Annotated in this window: 17 protein-coding genes; 8 read left to right on the forward strand and 9 right to left on the reverse strand. The window is 60.3% G+C overall.

Annotated features, from left to right (window positions below):
• Positions 1–199 precede the first annotated feature (199 nt).
• From NW826_RS11310 to queA, 4 genes are all read left to right on the forward strand, one after another.
• Positions 200–1336, forward strand: coding sequence for a phosphodiester glycosidase family protein (locus NW826_RS11310; RefSeq protein WP_414510176.1), 1137 nt, complete (start codon positions 200–202; stop codon positions 1334–1336).
• 976 nt (positions 1337–2312) lie between these two features.
• Positions 2313–2945 carry a cob(I)yrinic acid a,c-diamide adenosyltransferase gene (locus NW826_RS11315; protein ID WP_414510177.1) on the forward strand — a complete coding sequence of 211 codons (633 nt, stop codon included), beginning with the start codon at positions 2313–2315 and terminating at the stop codon, positions 2943–2945.
• Positions 2946–2969: 24 nt separating this feature from the next.
• Positions 2970–3551 carry a dCTP deaminase gene (gene dcd / locus NW826_RS11320; RefSeq protein WP_414333857.1) on the forward strand — a complete coding sequence of 194 codons (582 nt, stop codon included), beginning with the start codon at positions 2970–2972 and terminating at the stop codon, positions 3549–3551.
• Positions 3552–3868: 317 nt separating this feature from the next.
• A complete protein-coding gene (queA, locus tag NW826_RS11325; protein WP_414333858.1) occupies positions 3869–5050 on the forward strand; it encodes a tRNA preQ1(34) S-adenosylmethionine ribosyltransferase-isomerase QueA in 1182 nt (393 codons plus the stop codon).
• Here the strand turns inward: queA and NW826_RS11330 are convergent.
• The 4 genes from NW826_RS11330 to NW826_RS11345 form a co-directional block, all read right to left on the reverse strand.
• On the reverse strand, positions 5002–5823 hold the full coding sequence (locus tag NW826_RS11330; RefSeq protein ID WP_414510178.1) for an HAD family hydrolase: 822 nt from the start codon (positions 5821–5823) through the stop codon (positions 5002–5004). The two genes, queA and NW826_RS11330, sit on opposite strands and share 49 nt — an antisense overlap.
• Positions 5824–5934: 111 nt before the next feature.
• Positions 5935–6204: a hypothetical protein gene (locus NW826_RS11335; RefSeq protein WP_414333861.1), complete on the reverse strand. Its 270-nt coding sequence runs from the start codon at positions 6202–6204 to the stop codon at positions 5935–5937.
• 12 nt (positions 6205–6216) lie between these two features.
• Complete coding sequence (gene fabF / locus NW826_RS11340) at positions 6217–7497, reverse strand: beta-ketoacyl-ACP synthase II (RefSeq protein ID WP_414336660.1); 1281 nt, start codon at positions 7495–7497, stop codon at positions 6217–6219.
• 33 nt (positions 7498–7530) lie between these two features.
• The gene (locus tag NW826_RS11345) at positions 7531–7776 is read right to left on the reverse strand and encodes an acyl carrier protein (protein WP_041436540.1); all 246 of its coding nucleotides are present in this window, start codon (positions 7774–7776) and stop codon (positions 7531–7533) included.
• Positions 7777–7986: 210 nt separating this feature from the next.
• Between NW826_RS11345 and rpsF the strand changes: the two genes are divergently transcribed.
• The 4 genes from rpsF (at position 7987) to NW826_RS11365 (ending at position 10178) form a co-directional block, all read left to right on the forward strand.
• A complete protein-coding gene (gene rpsF / locus NW826_RS11350; RefSeq protein ID WP_414333865.1) occupies positions 7987–8277 on the forward strand; it encodes a 30S ribosomal protein S6 in 291 nt (96 codons plus the stop codon).
• 74 nt (positions 8278–8351) lie between these two features.
• Positions 8352–8750 (forward strand): single-stranded DNA-binding protein, encoded by a 399-nt coding sequence (locus NW826_RS11355; protein ID WP_414336663.1) that lies wholly within the window; start codon positions 8352–8354, stop codon positions 8748–8750.
• Positions 8751–8768: 18 nt separating this feature from the next.
• Entirely contained in the window at positions 8769–9461 is a 693-nt protein-coding gene (locus tag NW826_RS11360) for a M14 family zinc carboxypeptidase (protein WP_414333868.1), read from the forward strand.
• 183 nt (positions 9462–9644) lie between these two features.
• Positions 9645–10178, forward strand: coding sequence for a universal stress protein (locus tag NW826_RS11365; protein WP_414510179.1), 534 nt, complete (start codon positions 9645–9647; stop codon positions 10176–10178).
• Positions 10179–10204: 26 nt separating this feature from the next.
• Here the strand turns inward: NW826_RS11365 and NW826_RS11370 are convergent, their stop codons facing one another.
• The 5 genes from NW826_RS11370 to purM form a co-directional block, all read right to left on the reverse strand.
• Positions 10205–11596 (reverse strand): DUF4340 domain-containing protein, encoded by a 1392-nt coding sequence (locus NW826_RS11370; protein ID WP_414510180.1) that lies wholly within the window; start codon positions 11594–11596, stop codon positions 10205–10207.
• 18 nt (positions 11597–11614) lie between these two features.
• A complete protein-coding gene (locus NW826_RS11375) occupies positions 11615–13186 on the reverse strand; it encodes a GldG family protein (protein ID WP_414510181.1) in 1572 nt (523 codons plus the stop codon).
• Positions 13187–13207: 21 nt separating this feature from the next.
• A complete protein-coding gene (locus NW826_RS11380; protein ID WP_414510182.1) occupies positions 13208–13993 on the reverse strand; it encodes an ABC transporter permease in 786 nt (261 codons plus the stop codon).
• Positions 13990–15024, reverse strand: coding sequence for an ABC transporter ATP-binding protein (locus NW826_RS11385; RefSeq protein WP_414347617.1), 1035 nt, complete (start codon positions 15022–15024; stop codon positions 13990–13992). Before NW826_RS11385 ends, NW826_RS11380 begins: the two co-directional genes overlap by 4 nt.
• A gap of 205 nt (positions 15025–15229) precedes the next feature.
• The gene (purM, locus tag NW826_RS11390) at positions 15230–16285 is read right to left on the reverse strand and encodes a phosphoribosylformylglycinamidine cyclo-ligase (protein WP_414510183.1); all 1056 of its coding nucleotides are present in this window, start codon (positions 16283–16285) and stop codon (positions 15230–15232) included.
• Positions 16286–16404: the final 119 nt, after the last annotated feature.

The following is a 16404-nucleotide window of genomic DNA, read 5'->3' on the forward strand; positions in this document are numbered from 1 at the left end:
CTCAGGGAGAGGGGCCGGGGGTGAGGGCCTCAGGGAGAGGGGCCGGGGGTGAGGGTGCCTCAGGGAGAGGGGCCGGGGGTGGTCGCCTATAGCAGCCTGGAGCGCTCAGGTGAGTGGCAAAGTGTCTTAATCTGGTTTGAAGCGACTTAGCTCCAAGAGGCTAGAGCAACAACGAGAGGGGCTGGTGAAGAGGGTTGCTTTGCCTAAAACCTTGGCCGCTGTGGGAGCGACTCTCCTCCTGCTCAACAGCCCGGTTGCCCCTGCCCAGACGCTCCTCGACCGGCAGCCTGTGCGGGTGGTGCAAGGGATCCCTTTGTACCAAGAGGAAGTCTGGATTGGGGACGATCGGATCCCGGTTGCCATCGTGGTCATTTCCCTTACAGCGGGCCAACTGCGCCCCATCTGGGCCAATCCTGCCAGTTTGGTGGGTCTGGGGGAGCTGTCTTCCTTTGGCCCTGAACAGGGAGCCGTGGCGGCCATCAACGGCGGTTTTTTCAATCGCAACACCCGCCAGCCGCTGGGAGCCATTCGTCGGGATGGCCGCTGGATCTCCAGCCCCATCTTAGGCCGTGGGGTCATCGCCTGGTCGGATGGGACGGCAGGGCAATCCGTGCGCTTTGCCCGTTTGCAGATGCAGGCAGAGTTGCGCAACGACCTTGGGGATCGGATCCCGCTGGTGGGCATCAACAGTGGCTACATCCTGCCCGGAGTTGCCCAGTACACCCCTGATTGGGGATCCACCTACACCACCCAAACGGATGGTGAAATGCTCCTGATGGTGCGGCAGGATCAGGTGCAAGACATTCTGCCGGCAGGCCTGGCCGGTAGTTTGACGGTGCCGATCCCGCCCAACGGCTACGTATTGGCAGCGCGGGGTCTGGAAGGTGCCCTGGAAGCCGGCAAACTGATCGCGGGGGATCGCCTCAAGTTGAGCTGGACTGTGGATCCGCCAGAGCTGGCTGCCTACCCCCACATGCTAGGGGCAGGGCCGCTCTTGCTCTTGGACGGCCAAGTGGTTCTGGATGCCCAATTAGAGGGATTTCAACCCCTTTTCCGCCGCCAACGGGCTGCCCGCAGTGCCGTCGGTCAACTGGACAACGGACATTTGCTGTGGGTGACCGCCGGCAATGCCCAGGAAAACCAAGGGCTCACCCTGCTGGAGATGGCGCAGTTGATGCAGCAATTGGGCTGTCGCCATGCCCTGAACTTGGATGGGGGCAATGCTTCCACCTTGGTGCTGGGGGGAGAAACCGTCAATTTGCAACACCGACACCCAGAACAACGCACACCCCGAGTTCACAACGGCCTAGGGTTTTTCCCCAGTTCAAGTCGTTGACATACTTTCTGACATAGAGGGTAAGGGTTCTTGTTACCGAAAACAGCGGTGCCCATCTCCACGGTCGTTCGGGCTATTCACGCCAGAGAAAAGACTTGGCTCCAGTTGCACAACGGGATCCCGCCAATCTCAGAACCCAAGGCTCTAGAGCTTGTATAGGTTAGCCTTACGTGGGATCCAAACTAAATGGCCAATGCTTATTTCTCGTGATAGGAATAGAGATTAAACTGAGAACAAAAAATTAGCCTTGAGATCGACCAGAAAAATAATTGAAGAGATAACTTGGCAAAAAATAGTTCCAGGATATAGAGGTTACATAATTCTTTGCGTCCCTTCTCAAAAAATATCGTTGATAAGTTGTTTTTGATGAAGGCAATTAATGGATTTGCATTTCGTCGCTTTCGAAATTAGAAATTAAGTTTAAGTTTTTGGACTTGCAGTCACACTTTTTCCAAAGTGAAGTCGAGACAACATGGGGGGCTCTCCGGCTCCTAGCCGAATAGATCCCCCGCTGGGCAAGGCTTTTGAGATGAGCAGAGCTTCGCCGCCATCTGGTGGCCAGGCCGCCGATATCGGTATTCCTGTTTGCAAGAGCTCATCTCATTCGGAAAACATTGATTCCTTGCTTGCATTTTTATAAGATACTTTTGTGCTTAAGTAAAATACCTCTACACTCAGATTTTTGTTTGGACTTGAACGTTAATTAAGATTTTGTTCAAAAGCTTTTCTTTTGGGCTCCTGCCTCTTGTGCCAAAAAGCTAAGATGGGCAAGGATTGTGTTTTCTGTCACTCTATTTGAGAGGATTTGTATGCCGGCCAGAAGCAGAACCAACTCGTTGACGGATACGCACAGGTGGTGTTTCATGGAATCCATAGCCGACGCTCTCCACCACTTGTAGGCCCTGTGAACCTAGGGCCTAGTTCCTTAACCCACTTGCGAGATCAAGCCGTGGTTTGCACTGCCTCTCCGAATCCTATGCCCTCCCCCAAGGATGCTGTTCCTGCGGCCCGGGTTAAGCAGCCTGCCGCTCACGACCGTTTCCTGCAGAGGGATGGAGCCTTCTCCACCCAGTTGATCCCCCAGGGATCCCTGCAGCTCTACACCCACCCCAGCCGGGGCATGTTTACACCCGTCATGGCTCAGGCGCTGCGGCTGGCCGGCCAGGGGACGCGGGTGTTGATCGTGCAATTTCTCAAGGGCGGGATCAACCAGGGGCCGGAAAATCGCCTCTCCCTGGGGCGATCCTTAGAGTGGGTTCGTTGTCGTCTGCACCGCTGCATCGATACGCCTCATCTGGAGCCCGAGGAGCAGATGGCTCTGGATGAGCTGTGGCAATTTACTCAGGAGGTCGTCAGAAGTGGCCGCTACGACTTGGTGGTGTTGGATGAGCTGAGCTTGGCCGTGAAGTTGGGCCTGATCCCGGAGGCGCAGGTGCTGGATTTGATCGATCAGCGTCCGGCCTGGATGGACATGGTGATCACCGGGCCGGAGATGCCGGACTCCCTTCTGGAGCGGGCCGACTTGATCACGCAATTGCGCCTACGTGCAGGGATCCGTGCTGCTGATGCGAACGTTGCTTGTCCTCCCGATCCTCCTCAAGTCCCCTAGCTTTCCAGGGAGTCTGCTGCAGCCATGCTGAAAAACGACCGCTGGATCTGCGAGCAAGCGCGGCAAGGGATGATCGAGCCGTTCTGTCCTGAGCTGGTGAGGGCCGTTGAGTCTCGACCTGTTTTGAGTTATGGCCTGTCCTCTTATGGCTACGACATCCGCCTGTCGCCGGTGGAGTTCAAGATCTTTCGCCATGTGCCCGGTACGGTGGTGGATCCCAAGCGGTTTAACCCCAAGAACCTGGAAGCGGTGGAGCTGCACCACGACGAGATGGGGGATTACTTTATCATCCCGGCCCATTCCTACGGGTTGGGCGTGTCTTTGGAGCGGCTGCAAGTCCCGGATAACATCACCGTGATCTGCATTGGCAAATCTTCCTATGCTAGGGTGGGCCTAATTGCCAACCTGACGCCGGCTGAAGCGGGGTGGCGGGGCTATCTCACCCTGGAGTTTTCCAATGCCTCCAGCGCCGACTGCCGTGTGTACGCCAACGAAGGGGTGGTACAGCTTCTTTTTCTGGAAGGGGATCCCTGCCAGGTGACCTACGCCGACCGCGCCGGCAAGTATCAGGATCAGCCCCAGCAGGTGGTGGTGGCCAAGGTTTAGCTTAATCGGCGGGAAGCCCCGCACTGTACTGGTGAATTGTGTTGACTCAAGAGCCAATCAGTGTCGGGATGAAAGCCGTTCGTCCTACAATTGAGGAGAATAAGTTAAATCTCTGGAGAGGTTCCCGCCGTGGGTCGCACGCTGAGACCTCTGTACAAACAAGTCTGTGAAGCGTGAAGCCCATACTCTATCTAAGTTGCGTTTACTCAACGAAGATGAGTGTCGGGAGTCGTTCACACGCCTCCCTTCTCCTAAAGGGTGGAGGCTTCCGGTTGGTGATCCCCAATCCTGTTGGATCTCGTTTTCGATCCATCTCCATGCCCGACTTTTCTGCGTCCGCTTCCCCCAACAAGGTCGAGCTGCCGCTTGGCGCCGGCGACAGAAAGCCTGATCCGGATCTGCTCACCGCTGCCTACGATTACACCCTTCCTCCCGACCGGATCGCGCAAACGCCGGCGGAGCCCAGGGATCAGGCGCGAATGCTGGTGGTGTACCCGGATCGGCACGAGCATCGCCGCTTCTGCGACCTGCCCGATTACCTGCGGCAGGGGGATCTGCTGGTTCTCAACGATACCAAGGTGATCCCGGCCCGCCTGTTCGGGGCTAAGGAGCCCTCCGGGGCGCGGGTCGAAGTGTTGCTGCTGGAGCCTCAGTTGGAAGGGATCCCGACCGTTGCGCAGCCTCTGCCTGACCGGGTGGGGTGGCGGGTTTTGGTCAGGCCGGGCAAACGGGTCAAGGTGGGGGATCGGATTCGTTTTTGGAGCAAGGAAGGATCCCCCGCTGGGCTGAGGGCCACCGTTTTGGCTTTGGATCCTGAGACCGGCGGGCGAGTTGTGCAGTTTGAGTGGGAGGGGGCGCGGCCTTTTGAGGCAATCCTGGAGCAGGTGGGCCGGATCCCGCTTCCTCCTTACATCAGAGCTGCGGGCTCAGCCCAGGTTCGCCCAGGAGATTACCAAACCCTCTGGGCCAAACATCCCGGCTCGGTGGCCGCCCCCACAGCAGGTCTACATTTTACCCAGGAGCTGCTGCAGAGGTTGGCCCAGAAAGGGATCCAAATCGCCTACATCACCCTGAACATCGGCCTGGGTACCTTCCGCCCGGTAGAAGCGGAGCGGGTGACCGAGCATCGCTTGCACAGCGAGTGGCTCAAGGTGTCGGCAGAGACGGTGGCCGCCATCCAAGAAACCCAGGCCCGAGGGGGGCGGATCATCGCGGTGGGAACCACCGTGGTGCGCTCTTTGGAAACGGCAGCAGCCTCTGGCGCTCTGCAGCCCTGGCAGGGGAAGAGCGATCTGTTCATCTACCCCGGCTACTCCTGGCGGGTGGTTCAGGGCCTGATCACCAATTTTCATCTGCCCCGCTCCAGCCTGATGATGCTGGTGGCTGCGCTGATCGGGCGGCAAAGGCTGCTGGATCTCTACCAAGAGGCCATCGACCAGGGATATCGCTTTTATTCCTTTGGGGATGGCATGCTGATCTTGCCTGCGGGGGATCCCTGAGAGCTTTTGCAGGAACTGGCCCCGCCAGCCGGGGTTGAAGGACGGTCTTGCCTGCCGGCAAACCAGTCCCGGATGCGATCCCACTCCACCTGGTGATAGCCATCTGCCGCCCAATTGGCCCGCCGCTGCAACAGGTGCAGAGGAAAGAAGGTGGCCAAAGCCAGCACCGGGATCCCTGCCGAACGGGCTGACTGGATGCCGGGATAGGTGGCCTCAATGCTTAAACACGCCTGAGCAGACAGCTCCATCCGCTGCAAAAGCAAACGGTGGCGCTGCCCTGGGGCCTCATCCCCTGTCACGCGGTAGGAGCCAGCCAGCCGAGTCAGGGCCGGGCAACGCGACTGGAAACGCTCCAGAAAAGCACTGAGCTCGGCTGTCGATTGGCCACACAGCAGGCCGACCTTCAGTTGCAGCCGCTCCAGTGTCTCCAGGGTTTCCGCCAAGCCGGGAATGAGAGACCATTCCGTGTGCCCCTCTAAAGCTTGTCGGTAGTACAGGGCCTTGCGTTTTAGCAGCTCTTCCAGTTGTTTGGGGTTGAGCACCCGCCCCTGCTCTCCCCACAAAGCCGGCAGTCGCTCGCGATCCGGTCGGCCCAGGTAGTGCAGCCGGTAAAGCTCCCGCTGGGATCCCGACTGGGGCCAGCGTTGCGTAGCAACAACAGTCCAGGGGCGCAGGTTCTCTTCCACCAGCAGTTGGTTGATGGCCTGCAGGTGCAGACCCTCGTCATCGGCCACCACCCCACTCCAGTTCAGGATCACCCCTTGCAGCGCCATACAGGCCCCATCACCTTCTGCCCACAACCGCAGCTCGGCTGCCGGATCTCCACTCCATCAAAACTCATTGACCTACTCCCCCATGGCGGCGCTGCAGCGTTTGCGGCTTGTCTATCCGTTTTGAACGCGACGCTCAAACTCCTCGCGGGTAGTGTCCACCAATTGCACCGCCTCTGGATAAAGCTCAGGATGGCTTTGCTTCAGCCAACTGAGCACCCGCGCCAGTTGGGCTGCACAGAGATCCAAATCGGCTTGAAAAATAACCGCCGCCGCCATGTGCTGAGCATATTCGGGCGGGTGGCCTTGCTGCGCCAGCTCTGCCGTCAAAGCGGCCAAGGCCTGCTGACGAACCGACGGCGACACACTTTCGGGAGAAGACATAGACCGAGCTCTTCAATCGGGAGAGTAGCGGCGCAAGGCTAGAGTGACGTTGTGCCCGCCAAATCCGAAGGCATTGACCAAAGCAGACTCGATGGCCATCGGCCGCCCCTTGTGGGGCACAAAATCCAGCCCCGCGCACTCTGGATCGGGGTTGTCCAAGTTGAGGGTGGGGGGAACCCAGCCGTGGTGGATGGCCAGAGCTGTGGCTACTGTGGCAATGCCACCTGCTCCCCCCAACAGGTGGCCGGTCATGGATTTGGTGGCGCTGATGGCCAAGCGGGGGGCATGCTCCCCGAAGACCGACTGGATGGCCTGGACTTCAGCGATATCCCCCACAGGGGTGCTGGTGGCGTGGGCGTTGATGTATTGAACTTGTTGAGGTTGGATCCCGGCGTCCTTGAGGGCCAACCGCATCGCCCGGGCTGCCCCCTCGCCGCCGGGGGCGGGGTTGGTCATGTGATGGGCATCGCACGTGAGACCGTAGCCCACTATCTCGGCATAGATCTTGGCACCGCGGGCGCGGGCGTGCTCCAATTCTTCCAGCAACAGGATCCCGGCCCCCTCTCCCATGACAAAACCATCCCGATCCCGGTCAAAGGGCCGGCAGGCTTGTTCGGGGGCGTCGTTGCGGGTGGAAAGGGCCTTCATGGCGCTAAATCCCGCCATCGACAAAGGGGTGACCGCTGCTTCCGTGCCGCCCGTAATCGCCACCTGCACTTCTCCCCTTTGGATAAGCCGAAAGGCATCGCCAATGGCATTGGAGCCGGAAGCACAGGCCGTAACCGTACAGGAATTGGGGCCTTTGGCGCCAAAGTGAATGGCCACGTGTCCCGCGGCCATGTTGGCAATCATCATCGGTACCATGAACGGGCTGCAGCGATCCGGCCCCTTGTGCAAGTAGATAGTCTGCTGCTCCTCCAAAACCCGGATGCCGCCGATGCCGGTACCCAAAATCACTCCCACCTGCTCGGCGTTGAGATCGGTGATGCGAAACTGGGCGTCCTCCAGCGCCTGTTGGGTGGCGGCCAAGGCCAGATGGACAAAGCGATCGGTACGCTTGGCATCCTTGCGCTCCAAATAGTCGAGGGGATCAAATCCCTTCACCTCCCCGGCAATACGGCACTCGTGGCGGGAGGCATCGAAATGGGTGATCGGACCAATGCCGGAGCGCCCTGCCAGCAAGCTCTGCCAAAATTCGGCAGGGGAGTTGCCGATGGGGGTAACGGCGCCCAGCCCCGTAATCACAACGCGGCGGGTCGGCCTGAGAGCAGTGGCGGGATCCAGGGTAGCCATCGTCTGGTATCAGCCCAGAGGTATGGGGGCAGGTTAGGCAGCTTTCTTCGAGAGAATGTAGTTAACAGCATCTTGCACCGTAGCAATCCCTTCCGCATCTTCATCGGGGATCTCTAGGTCGAACTCCTCTTCAAAAGCCATGACCAGCTCCACCGTGTCGAGGCTGTCGGCTCCCAGGTCGTTCTGGAAATTGGCTTCCGGAGTCACTTTGTCGTCCTCTACGCCCAGTTGATCGGACACGATCTTGCGAACACGGCTGTAAACTTCGTCTGCGCTCATGCTTGGAATCCCAACTCTCGATTCAGCGTGTCTTGGCCAGGCCAACCGGCGGCCAATGAAGCAACCCTCATTGTATCGAACAACGGATCCCCTTGCTGCTGCAACCAGGGGATGTGGGGGTTGGGCCACGGCCTTTTCGGCGGTGAGAAGGAGAGGTTAGGATAGTTTACTGCATCTCTACAACTGGATTGTCAAGGAGACCTCGCTTCCATGCCCCGCGCTTACGAAACGATGCTGATTGTGCGTCCCGATGTGTCGGATGAACCCCTCGAACAACTGCTCAGCAGCCAGGAGGCGCTCCTGCGAGAGAACGGGGTGACCCAGGTGGAGATTACCAATAGGGGCAAGCGCCGCTTTGCCGGCTTTGAGATGAAAAAGTTCAAGGAGGGCCTGTACATCCAATTCAACTATGCGGCTGAACCGAGCGCGGTGGCCGCCTGGGAGAAAAATCTGCGCATCAACGAGAGCGTGCTGCGCTACATGACCCTCCGCGTCGGCTAGGTTTGACGGGATCCCCATCTGCGGGCATGATGGAAATGCTGGTATCTGCCCTTCGACCCCTGAATGGCCCTGTCATGAACTCGATTGTATTGATGGGCGAGGTTCTGTCCGAGCCGGAGCTACGCTACACTCCCGATAACTTGGCTGTTACGTCCTTGGTGATCGGCTTTCCCAGCCTGCGCCCGGATGAGCCACCCTATCGGGTGCGCGTTTCTTCTTTTGGGGAACTGGCCAAAAGGGTGGTGGACACTTGCCACGTGGGGGATCAGGTCACGGTGGAGGGCCAACTGCATATGAATGTGGTGGAGCGGGATGGGCGTAAGGAAAAGCTGGCCGAGATCACCGCGCGTCGCGTCCACCAACTGGGATCCGCCCAGGTTCTCTCTCTGACGGGGATGGGTGAGTTTGCAACGGTGGACTCCTCGGAAGGAGAGGGGGCTTCCCCACCGGAGCCGGACGATATCCCGTTCTAGCAGCGCCGGGGATCCCCCATGTTTGCGGAACTTGGCGCCGGATCCCCGCAAGTTATCGGCTACTCGCTGCAGGGGCGCCCCATTTACCTTTGCCGGCTCACCCAGGGGATCCGCTCCTTGCTGCTGGTCGGGGGAGTACACGGGGATGAGGTAGAAGGCTATGCCCTGATCGAGCGCTATGTGGCCTCTGGGAAATGGAGATCCTTGGAGGGCAGGGCAGCGCTTTGGGCGATCCCACGCCTGAACCCGGATGGCTGTGCCCTGGGGCAACGGCTCAACGCCAACGGCGTGGATCTCAACCGCAATCTGCCCACGCAAGATTGGATCCCGGCCTCTTTGGAAGCTCGCTATCCGCCGGGGCCAGCCCCAGGCTCCGAGCCCGAGACACAGGCGTTGTTGGCGAGTTTGGCCCAGATTCGGCCTCAGTTTATCCTCTCTGCCCACTCCTGCCAAAGCAATCCCTGCGTGAACTACAACGGCCCTGCCCTTGAGCTGGCCCAGGTGATGGCTGCTCACAATGGCCTGCCGGTAACCGACGACATTGGCTATCCCACCCCCGGCTCTTTGGGCACCTGGGCAGGGCAGGAACGGCGGATCCCCACCCTGACGCTGGAACTCCTGCGGGGCACTCCCCTCGACCAAGTCTGGCAGGAGCAAGCCGAGGCGCTGCAGGCGGTGCTGGAGTGGGCGGTTCAGGACGATGCGTTCTGACCTGTGTCAAGATCTCTGAACTTTCATTGCCAATCCGACAAGTCATCCGAGATGCCCGCGGTTTTCTCGCCCAGATCTTCTACAACACAGATAGATGGAGGTAAAGAAAAGAGGAACTTGGAGTCGAAACCGAAGTCAAGCCTTGTCTTTTGCCCATCTGTTGGCCATTTGGAGGAAGTCGGTATGTTCAGCAGGATTTTGGTGGCGGTGGATCGGTCGGAGCTGAGCCAGGGAGTGTTTCAAAATGCCGTCCAACTGGCCAAGGCCATGCAGGCCGAGATGATGCTCCTCCATGTTTTGTCTCAGGAAGAGCCCGGTGCGCCGGAGCCGCCGATGATCCTAGGTGTAGATTACAGCTCCACCATCAGCGCCGAGCTGTGGCAGTCTTATCGAGAGCAGTGCGCCATCTTCGAGCAAAACCAGATCGACTATCTGCGCTCGCTGGTGGAGAAAGCCGCTGAGCAGGGAGTTCGCGCCGAGTACAGCCTCAACTACGGCAACCCCGGTCGGGTCATCTGCGATCTGGCCCGCTCTTGGCCGGCGGACTTGATTGTGGTAGGCCGCCGCGGCCATTCTGGCCTGAGCGAGCTGTTTTTGGGCAGCGTCAGCAACTACGTGCTCCACCGCGCCCCCTGCTCGGTGTTGACGATCCAGGGCGAGTCTCTCAAAAAAGCAGCGCCAGCCAAAGAAGAGACAACCACCCCCTCTGCCGGCTGAGATAAGGCCCGCCGGCCACCGCCTTCCTAGGAGCCCGCAGAGGATTCTGCCCCACTCTCCAGCAAGCGATTCACTTCGGTTTCCACGCTGTTGAAGGTGCTGAGGTCGATGACGGCAATGTCCGGCTGATAGCTGCTTCGTACGTAGGCGCGCAGACCGGCAGACGTCAAGCTCAACGTCAAGGGATCCCGACCGTCCTCGGTTTTGGGCTCAAAGGTCAGCTTCAGATCCGGCTCGGCCAGGGCTTTTTGGGCGTCGGGATCCGTCTCCGGCACGAACTCCTTGGCGCGGGCGGCGTTGAGGCTGGAGAAGAGAGAGCTGAGGTTTACAGGCTGGCCCGGTCGCTCTGGATTGTCCCAGCGCAGCTCCAGGGATCCCTTCTCCTGGGGCAGAGGGTTGAGGGTGAGCTGCTCCCCTTGAGACTCCAGGATGACTTGGCCCACCTGGTTGGGGTTGAGGCGGGCAAGGCGGTGATCCCGCAGCTCCTCGAAGTCGGAGCGGAGAATGTCGGCGGTGCTGGTGAGCAGGGCGGCCACCGCCGGGTGCTCCGAGGTGATGACATAGACTTGACCATCTTTTTCCGATCCCAAGGCCACCCTCAGGGTTTTGCCGTCCTTGAGCTCAACGGTTAGCTGAGCAGAAGGCTTCTCCAGACCATAAGGAGCCAGCTCCGCCTTGGTTTCAGCCGGGAACTCCACCGCCTGCAGGCGAGACAACGTATTGAGCAGACGGTCGACGTTGAGGTCATCAGCAGGCAGCGCCCTGGGCTCGAGGATCTGCCAAGTATCTTCTTGCCGCTGCAAACGAACAACCTCTGGATCGGCCTCAGCCAACTGCACCTGCAGAGACTTCACTGCCGCCGTCTCGAAGCGCAGCAGAGTTTTGTCCCGCAAAGCCAAAAGGGAAGGCAGCAGGGATCCCTTCTGGGCGCTGGCCAAGAGCACCACCTCTCCCCCTGCTGGCCGGGCGTAGAAGCCGGAACTGTCGAAGTTGTCGTTGCCGATGTCCAGGCGGTAGGGATCCCCTTCTTGGGGGAAGAGGGCGATCTGGTGGCGCGGCTGATCAAGACCAAAAGCGGCCAGGTCGGTGGCCCCTTCCAGCGTGATTTGAGGCGTGAGGCGGGAGAAGGTGTTAAGAAGTTGCTCCACCGGGAAGTCCAGCGCCGCTGACTGGATGGGACGGATAATGCGCCAACGGGATCCCTCTTGAGGGGCGCGCTCCAAAAGGATTTCCTCTGGCTCCCCCTCTTGCTGTTGGCGGAGCTCAATGCGGGCAATGGTGTCGGGGGCAAAGTGAAAGAGCCGCGCCCGCTCCGCCTGCTGCTGCTGCCGCAGTTGCTGGAAGTTATCGAAGAGGAAATACCCCAGCAGAGCAGCCACTGCCAAACCCAAAAGAATCCAGGTGCTGCGCTTGAACATGCTTGTCCTCCTTCGGCCCTACCGTCTTTGCCACCAGAGCACAGCTCCCGATCCCAACGCCACAACCGGCAGGAGCACCGTCGATCCCAGCACCAGCCAGCGGAAGTTTTGGCCGGTCAGGGTGAGACGGCGATCGGTAATGGATTTGGGGCGAATGGAGATTTGTTCAGTTCGCTCGGTGAGCCAGTTAACCGTGTTGAGGAAAAGATCGCGGTTGCCCTGCTGCCTCAGGTTGCCGTCGAGGGCAAAGTTGACGTTGCCGATCACCACCAGGCGGGCCTCGGTCGGCGACTCCTGGGCTTCTGAGTTGTTCTGATCGCCTTTCACCTGCCGGGTCAGGGCTACGCCCAAGGTCAGGGGGCCGGGCTTGTCTTGATTTGGGTCAAATTGCACGGGGCCAGCTTCCAGGTTGGGGCCGGTCTCCCCCCAGCTCTGCGGGCCGGTGCGCAGCAGGGGTGTGGCCTGGATCCCTTCGCGGGCTTGGGTTTCTACAGAACGAGCCAGAGGAAAGAGGGTCATCAGCCGCTGCTCGGCCAAGGGGGCGGTGATGGGGTGATCCCCGTAGGTGGTAACTAGGGCAACTGCCGGCCCCGTGCCCAGGAGTTGGCTGACGCTACTCACCTCGATAAGGATGTCATCTCCCAAAACCACGCCCCACTCCTCCAGCAAGGGATCCAAGCCGGCATCCACCCGCGGCCCAATGAGCAGCAGCAGCCGTCCTCCCTTGGCCAGGTAGTCCTGCAGCTTCTCCACCTCGCCGGGGAAGAGAGCCCGCTGCGGCCCCGCCAACACCAAAACCTCTGTCTCGTCAGGGATCTCGGCCTGCACCAGGTTCAAGGGCTCCACTCGGTAGCCCTCCTGTCTCAGGGCTGCCACGGCCTGGGCCAGGGTGGGGGTGCCTTCCCGCGCTTCTAGGCCCACTTCCCCATGCCCTTGCACGAAATAGGCCAGCAGCTCCCCGCGGTTGACCACTTTAGACAAGACGGGGGTCAGTTTGCTCTCCAGCTCAGGGGCAGGGGGCTGGGGCAGTTGCTGCCGGCTTTCTCCGGCCTCCACCACCAGGGTGTTGTTTTGCGTCACCTGCAGCCGCTGAATGGTGAGGGGATCCCGATTGGGATCGACAAACGCAAACTGGAAGCGCTCGGGGTTGAGGCGGCGGTAGCGCTCCAGTTGTTCCCGCAGGTTGGGATCCGGCGCCGTGGTAACCACCCAGACTTTGACGGGTTGCGCCAATCCCTGCACCAGTTGCCGGGTTTGAGGCGACAGGGTAAACAGGCCCTCCTCGGTGAGATCCAGGCGCAGGTCGTAGCGCACCGCTACCACATTCACCAGCACCAGGATGACGGCCATCGCCACCACCGCCACCAGGATGTTGGCGTTGGTTTGGGTGGAGCGCAGCCCCAAGAACAGGCTCACCTCCTGCCGGTGGGTGAAGCCCCAAACCAACACCAGGGCCAGGCCTACTGCCAGCAAGCTGAGGGGCACCGCCGTCCAGCCGGTGAGAGCGGATCCCACCAGCAGGCCAATGGCAATCACACCAAGGCCGACGATCCCCGCCCAATCTGCCAACGCCCGCCAATCTTTTATCACCGCACACCTCCCAAGACAACCTTAGCTCTGCTGCCAGCGCAGGCTTTCTACCGATTGCACCGTGGCAAACAGCCCCAGCAGGATGATGCTGAGGAAAAGGACGACGCTACTGCTGCTGAGGATCCCTTGCACCCAGTTGCTATATTGCTGCAGCAAAGAAATATGCCTCAGGGTAGCGGCAATCCAGTTGTTCTCCTGGCCGGCCGCCGCGTCGATCACCCAGAGCAGCAGAATTAGCCCAAAGGTAGCCACCGCCGCGATAAGGGTGCTGTCGGTCAGGGAAGAGATGAACAACCCCAAGGCCATGACGCTGCCCGCCAGCAGAGCAAGTCCCACATAGCCCATTAGGGTTAGGCGGTAGTCCACTGCCGGGGTGGCGCTGCTCAGCACCAGCACGTGGTAGACCAGCGGCGGCAACAGCAGCGTCATAAAAAACACCCAGACCGCCAGCCACTTGCCCAGGGCCACCTCCAAGTTGGTAATAGGGGAGGTGGCCAGCAGCTCCATGGTGCCCCGCCGCCGCTCCTCGGCGTAGGAGCTCATGGTAAAGATGGGCAATAAAAATAAGGAAAGCGTGCCCAAGAGGTTGAGAAACTGCTGCGACAGGATGGTGGCGGCATCAAAGGGGTTCTCTTGGCCAAACTGGGCAAAGAGATCCACCTGCTGGGAAAAGCTGATCACCCGCACCAAGATATTAAAGAAGAAAAACCCCGCCAGCCCCCAGAACACCGCCGCCACCACATAGGCAATGGGGGAGGTGAAGTAGCCGCGCAGTTCTTTACGAAAAATGGCCACTGCTCCGTTCATGCTGCTTCCTCCAATGCGCCCTCAGATCCCTCTTGGGTGGTGAGCTGCAGGAAAATCTCTTCCAAAGAAGCCTGGGGACGGCCGATCTCGTAGAGGGCGATCCCCGCCTGCACCAGGGCCCTGGCCACCTCCGGGATCCAGCCTAAGGACTCTGTCCCGCCGTCGCGAACAGCAGCAGCGTTGCTTTTAAGCTGCACCTGCCAGCGAGGGGGATCGGATCCCAGGGGCTGCAAACTCACCACTTCAACCTGGGGCAAATGCTGCAGGGCCGCTCGGATGGCTGCTTCCTCAGGAGCGCCCACCACCAGCTTCGCCTGCTGCCGATCCTGAAGCTGGGCTGTCAGCTCGGCGGGCGTGCCGATGGCCGCCACCTGGCCGCGGTTGATGATCACCACCCGGTCGCAGGTCATGCTCACCTCCGGCAAGATGTGGGTGGAGAGGATGATGGTGTGCTCTCCCGCCAAGCTCTTGATCAGGTTGCGCACCTCGATGATCTGCTTGGGATCCAGCCCAATCGTGGGCTCGTCCAGGATGATCACCGGCGGGTCGTGCACCAGAGCCTGGGCCAGTCCCACCCGCTGCTTGTACCCCTTGGAGAGCTTGCGGATCAAGGTGTGGCGCTTGTCTTCCAGGCTGCAGCGGCGGATCACCTCGTCCACCCGCCTAGGCCGGTCGCCGGGGCTGACCCGCTTGATCTGGGCGACAAAGTGCAGGTAGGCCTCCACGGTCATATCGGGGTAGAGGGGCGGGTTTTCCGGCAAATAGCCGATGCGCTGCCGCACCGCCATCGAGTTTTCGTGGACATCAAACCCGGCCACCCGCGCCGTCCCCTCGCTGGCGGGCAGATACCCTGCCAAAATGCGCATGGAGGTGGTCTTGCCGGCGCCGTTGGGGCCCAAAAATCCCATGATCTCGCCGGCGTTGACCTGGAAAGAGATATCGCGAATGGCCGTAAAGCTGCCGTAGGTTTTGCTCAGATGCTCCACTTCGATGGCAGCCGTGGTTGCAGGAGCAGTGGATAAACCTATCATCGGCGGCTCCTAACCTAGAGGGTCAGCGTGAGTTGGCCAACAGCCTAAGTCTGTAGGTGTGTAAAGCGAGCAGCCCCTGTCTTGAAACAAACAGAGGTGGGGAGCGACAGAGGCGGCAGCGCTGAGGCCATCAGCAAACTTAGCACAGCAGCGGCGGGGATAAGCAAACGGCACCGGGATCCCCTCCCCCCTTTTGGTGGGGTGCTCAGGGGGCCAGGGATCCCCACGCTTCCAACCCCAAGACTCGGCTCTCCCCAGGACAGGGCGCCACCACCTCGCCAATAGGGAAGGCTTCCGGCAGCAGCGATCTCAGCAAATCTTCCGCCTCAGGGGGCACCACCAGCACATAGCCCACCCCCAGGTTAAAGGTGTTGAACATCTCCAAAGTCTCCACCTGGCCCTGCTCCTGCAGCCAGAGAAATTCCTGTGGGATGGGCCAACTGTGGGGCTGCAGCCGCGCCGCCTGGTCAGGAGCCAAACAGCGGGGCAAGTTTTCCGGGATGCCGCCGCCGGTGATGTGGGCCATGCCGTGGATGGGGATCCCTGCTGCTTGCAGCCTCTGCACCGCCTGCACGTAGATGCGGGTGGGGGTGAGAAACACCTCCGCCAAAGGCCGAGCCCAACCAGAGGGCTGGTGATCCCAGCGCCAGCCCCGCTCGGCCACAATGCGTCGCACCAGGCTGAAGCCGTTGCTGTGCAGGCCGCTGCTGGGCAAGGCCCACAGCCGATCCCCAGCCTGCACCCGCGAGCCGTCGAGAATGTCCGCCCTCTCGACAATCCCGACACAAAATCCCGCCAGGTCGTACTTGCCGGGCGGATAAAACCCCGGCATCTCCGCCGTCTCTCCCCCCAGCAGTTGGCAGCCGGCCTCTTGGCAGCCCTCCAGAATGCCGTCGATCACCTGCCAGAGAGCTTCCGGCTCCAGCTTGCCGGTAGCCACGTAGTCCAGGAAAAACAGCGGCTTGGCTCCCACCGTCAGCACATCGTTGACACACATGGCCACCAGGTCGATGCCCACTCCGTGGTGCTGCCCCCACTGCTGGGCAATCTCCAGCTTGGTGCCCACCCCATCGGTACCGGCAACCAAAACCGGTGCCCGGTAGCCCGCCGGCAGCTCGAACAGGCCAGCAAAGCCGCCAATGCCCCCCAAGGTTCCTGAAGAACCTGAAAACGGGACTTTAGTTCGTTCAACGCGCTCGCGAATCCCCTTGACAAAGGCGCGGCCCAGATTGATGTCAACCCCTGCTGAGCGGTAGTCCAAGATGCCGAAAATCCTTGTGCTGACGGGACTTAGGCTTTTGCCCTCGACCGGGCAAGCTTGTCAACTTAGAAACCTATGGTACATTAACTTCTGTTTTACTGTCGCAGTGGATGTTGTAC

This window comes from Synechococcus sp. OH20 (genome assembly GCF_047502685.1).
Taxonomy (GTDB): domain Bacteria; phylum Cyanobacteriota; class Cyanobacteriia; order Thermostichales; family Thermostichaceae; genus Thermostichus.

Excerpts from the sequence above, each read along its gene's own strand:
- rpsF (WP_414333865.1), top strand. The coding sequence starts at position 7,987 with ATGCCCCGCGCTTACGAAACGATGCTGATTGTGCGTCCCGATGTGTCG.
- NW826_RS11315 (WP_414510177.1), top strand. The coding sequence starts at position 2,313 with ATGCCCTCCCCCAAGGATGCTGTTCCTGCGGCCCGGGTTAAGCAGCCT.
- NW826_RS11365 (WP_414510179.1), top strand. The coding sequence starts at position 9,645 with ATGTTCAGCAGGATTTTGGTGGCGGTGGATCGGTCGGAGCTGAGCCAG.
- NW826_RS11355 (WP_414336663.1), top strand. The coding sequence starts at position 8,352 with ATGAACTCGATTGTATTGATGGGCGAGGTTCTGTCCGAGCCGGAGCTA.
- NW826_RS11335 (WP_414333861.1), bottom strand. The coding sequence starts at position 6,204 with ATGTCTTCTCCCGAAAGTGTGTCGCCGTCGGTTCGTCAGCAGGCCTTG.
- NW826_RS11380 (WP_414510182.1), bottom strand. The coding sequence starts at position 13,993 with ATGAACGGAGCAGTGGCCATTTTTCGTAAAGAACTGCGCGGCTACTTC.
- NW826_RS11385 (WP_414347617.1), bottom strand. The coding sequence starts at position 15,024 with ATGATAGGTTTATCCACTGCTCCTGCAACCACGGCTGCCATCGAAGTG.
- NW826_RS11370 (WP_414510180.1), bottom strand. The coding sequence starts at position 11,596 with ATGTTCAAGCGCAGCACCTGGATTCTTTTGGGTTTGGCAGTGGCTGCT.
- NW826_RS11330 (WP_414510178.1), bottom strand. The coding sequence starts at position 5,823 with ATGGCGCTGCAAGGGGTGATCCTGAACTGGAGTGGGGTGGTGGCCGAT.
- dcd (WP_414333857.1), top strand. The coding sequence starts at position 2,970 with ATGCTGAAAAACGACCGCTGGATCTGCGAGCAAGCGCGGCAAGGGATG.
- fabF (WP_414336660.1), bottom strand. The coding sequence starts at position 7,497 with ATGGCTACCCTGGATCCCGCCACTGCTCTCAGGCCGACCCGCCGCGTT.
- queA (WP_414333858.1), top strand. The coding sequence starts at position 3,869 with ATGCCCGACTTTTCTGCGTCCGCTTCCCCCAACAAGGTCGAGCTGCCG.
- NW826_RS11360 (WP_414333868.1), top strand. The coding sequence starts at position 8,769 with ATGTTTGCGGAACTTGGCGCCGGATCCCCGCAAGTTATCGGCTACTCG.
- NW826_RS11345 (WP_041436540.1), bottom strand. The coding sequence starts at position 7,776 with ATGAGCGCAGACGAAGTTTACAGCCGTGTTCGCAAGATCGTGTCCGAT.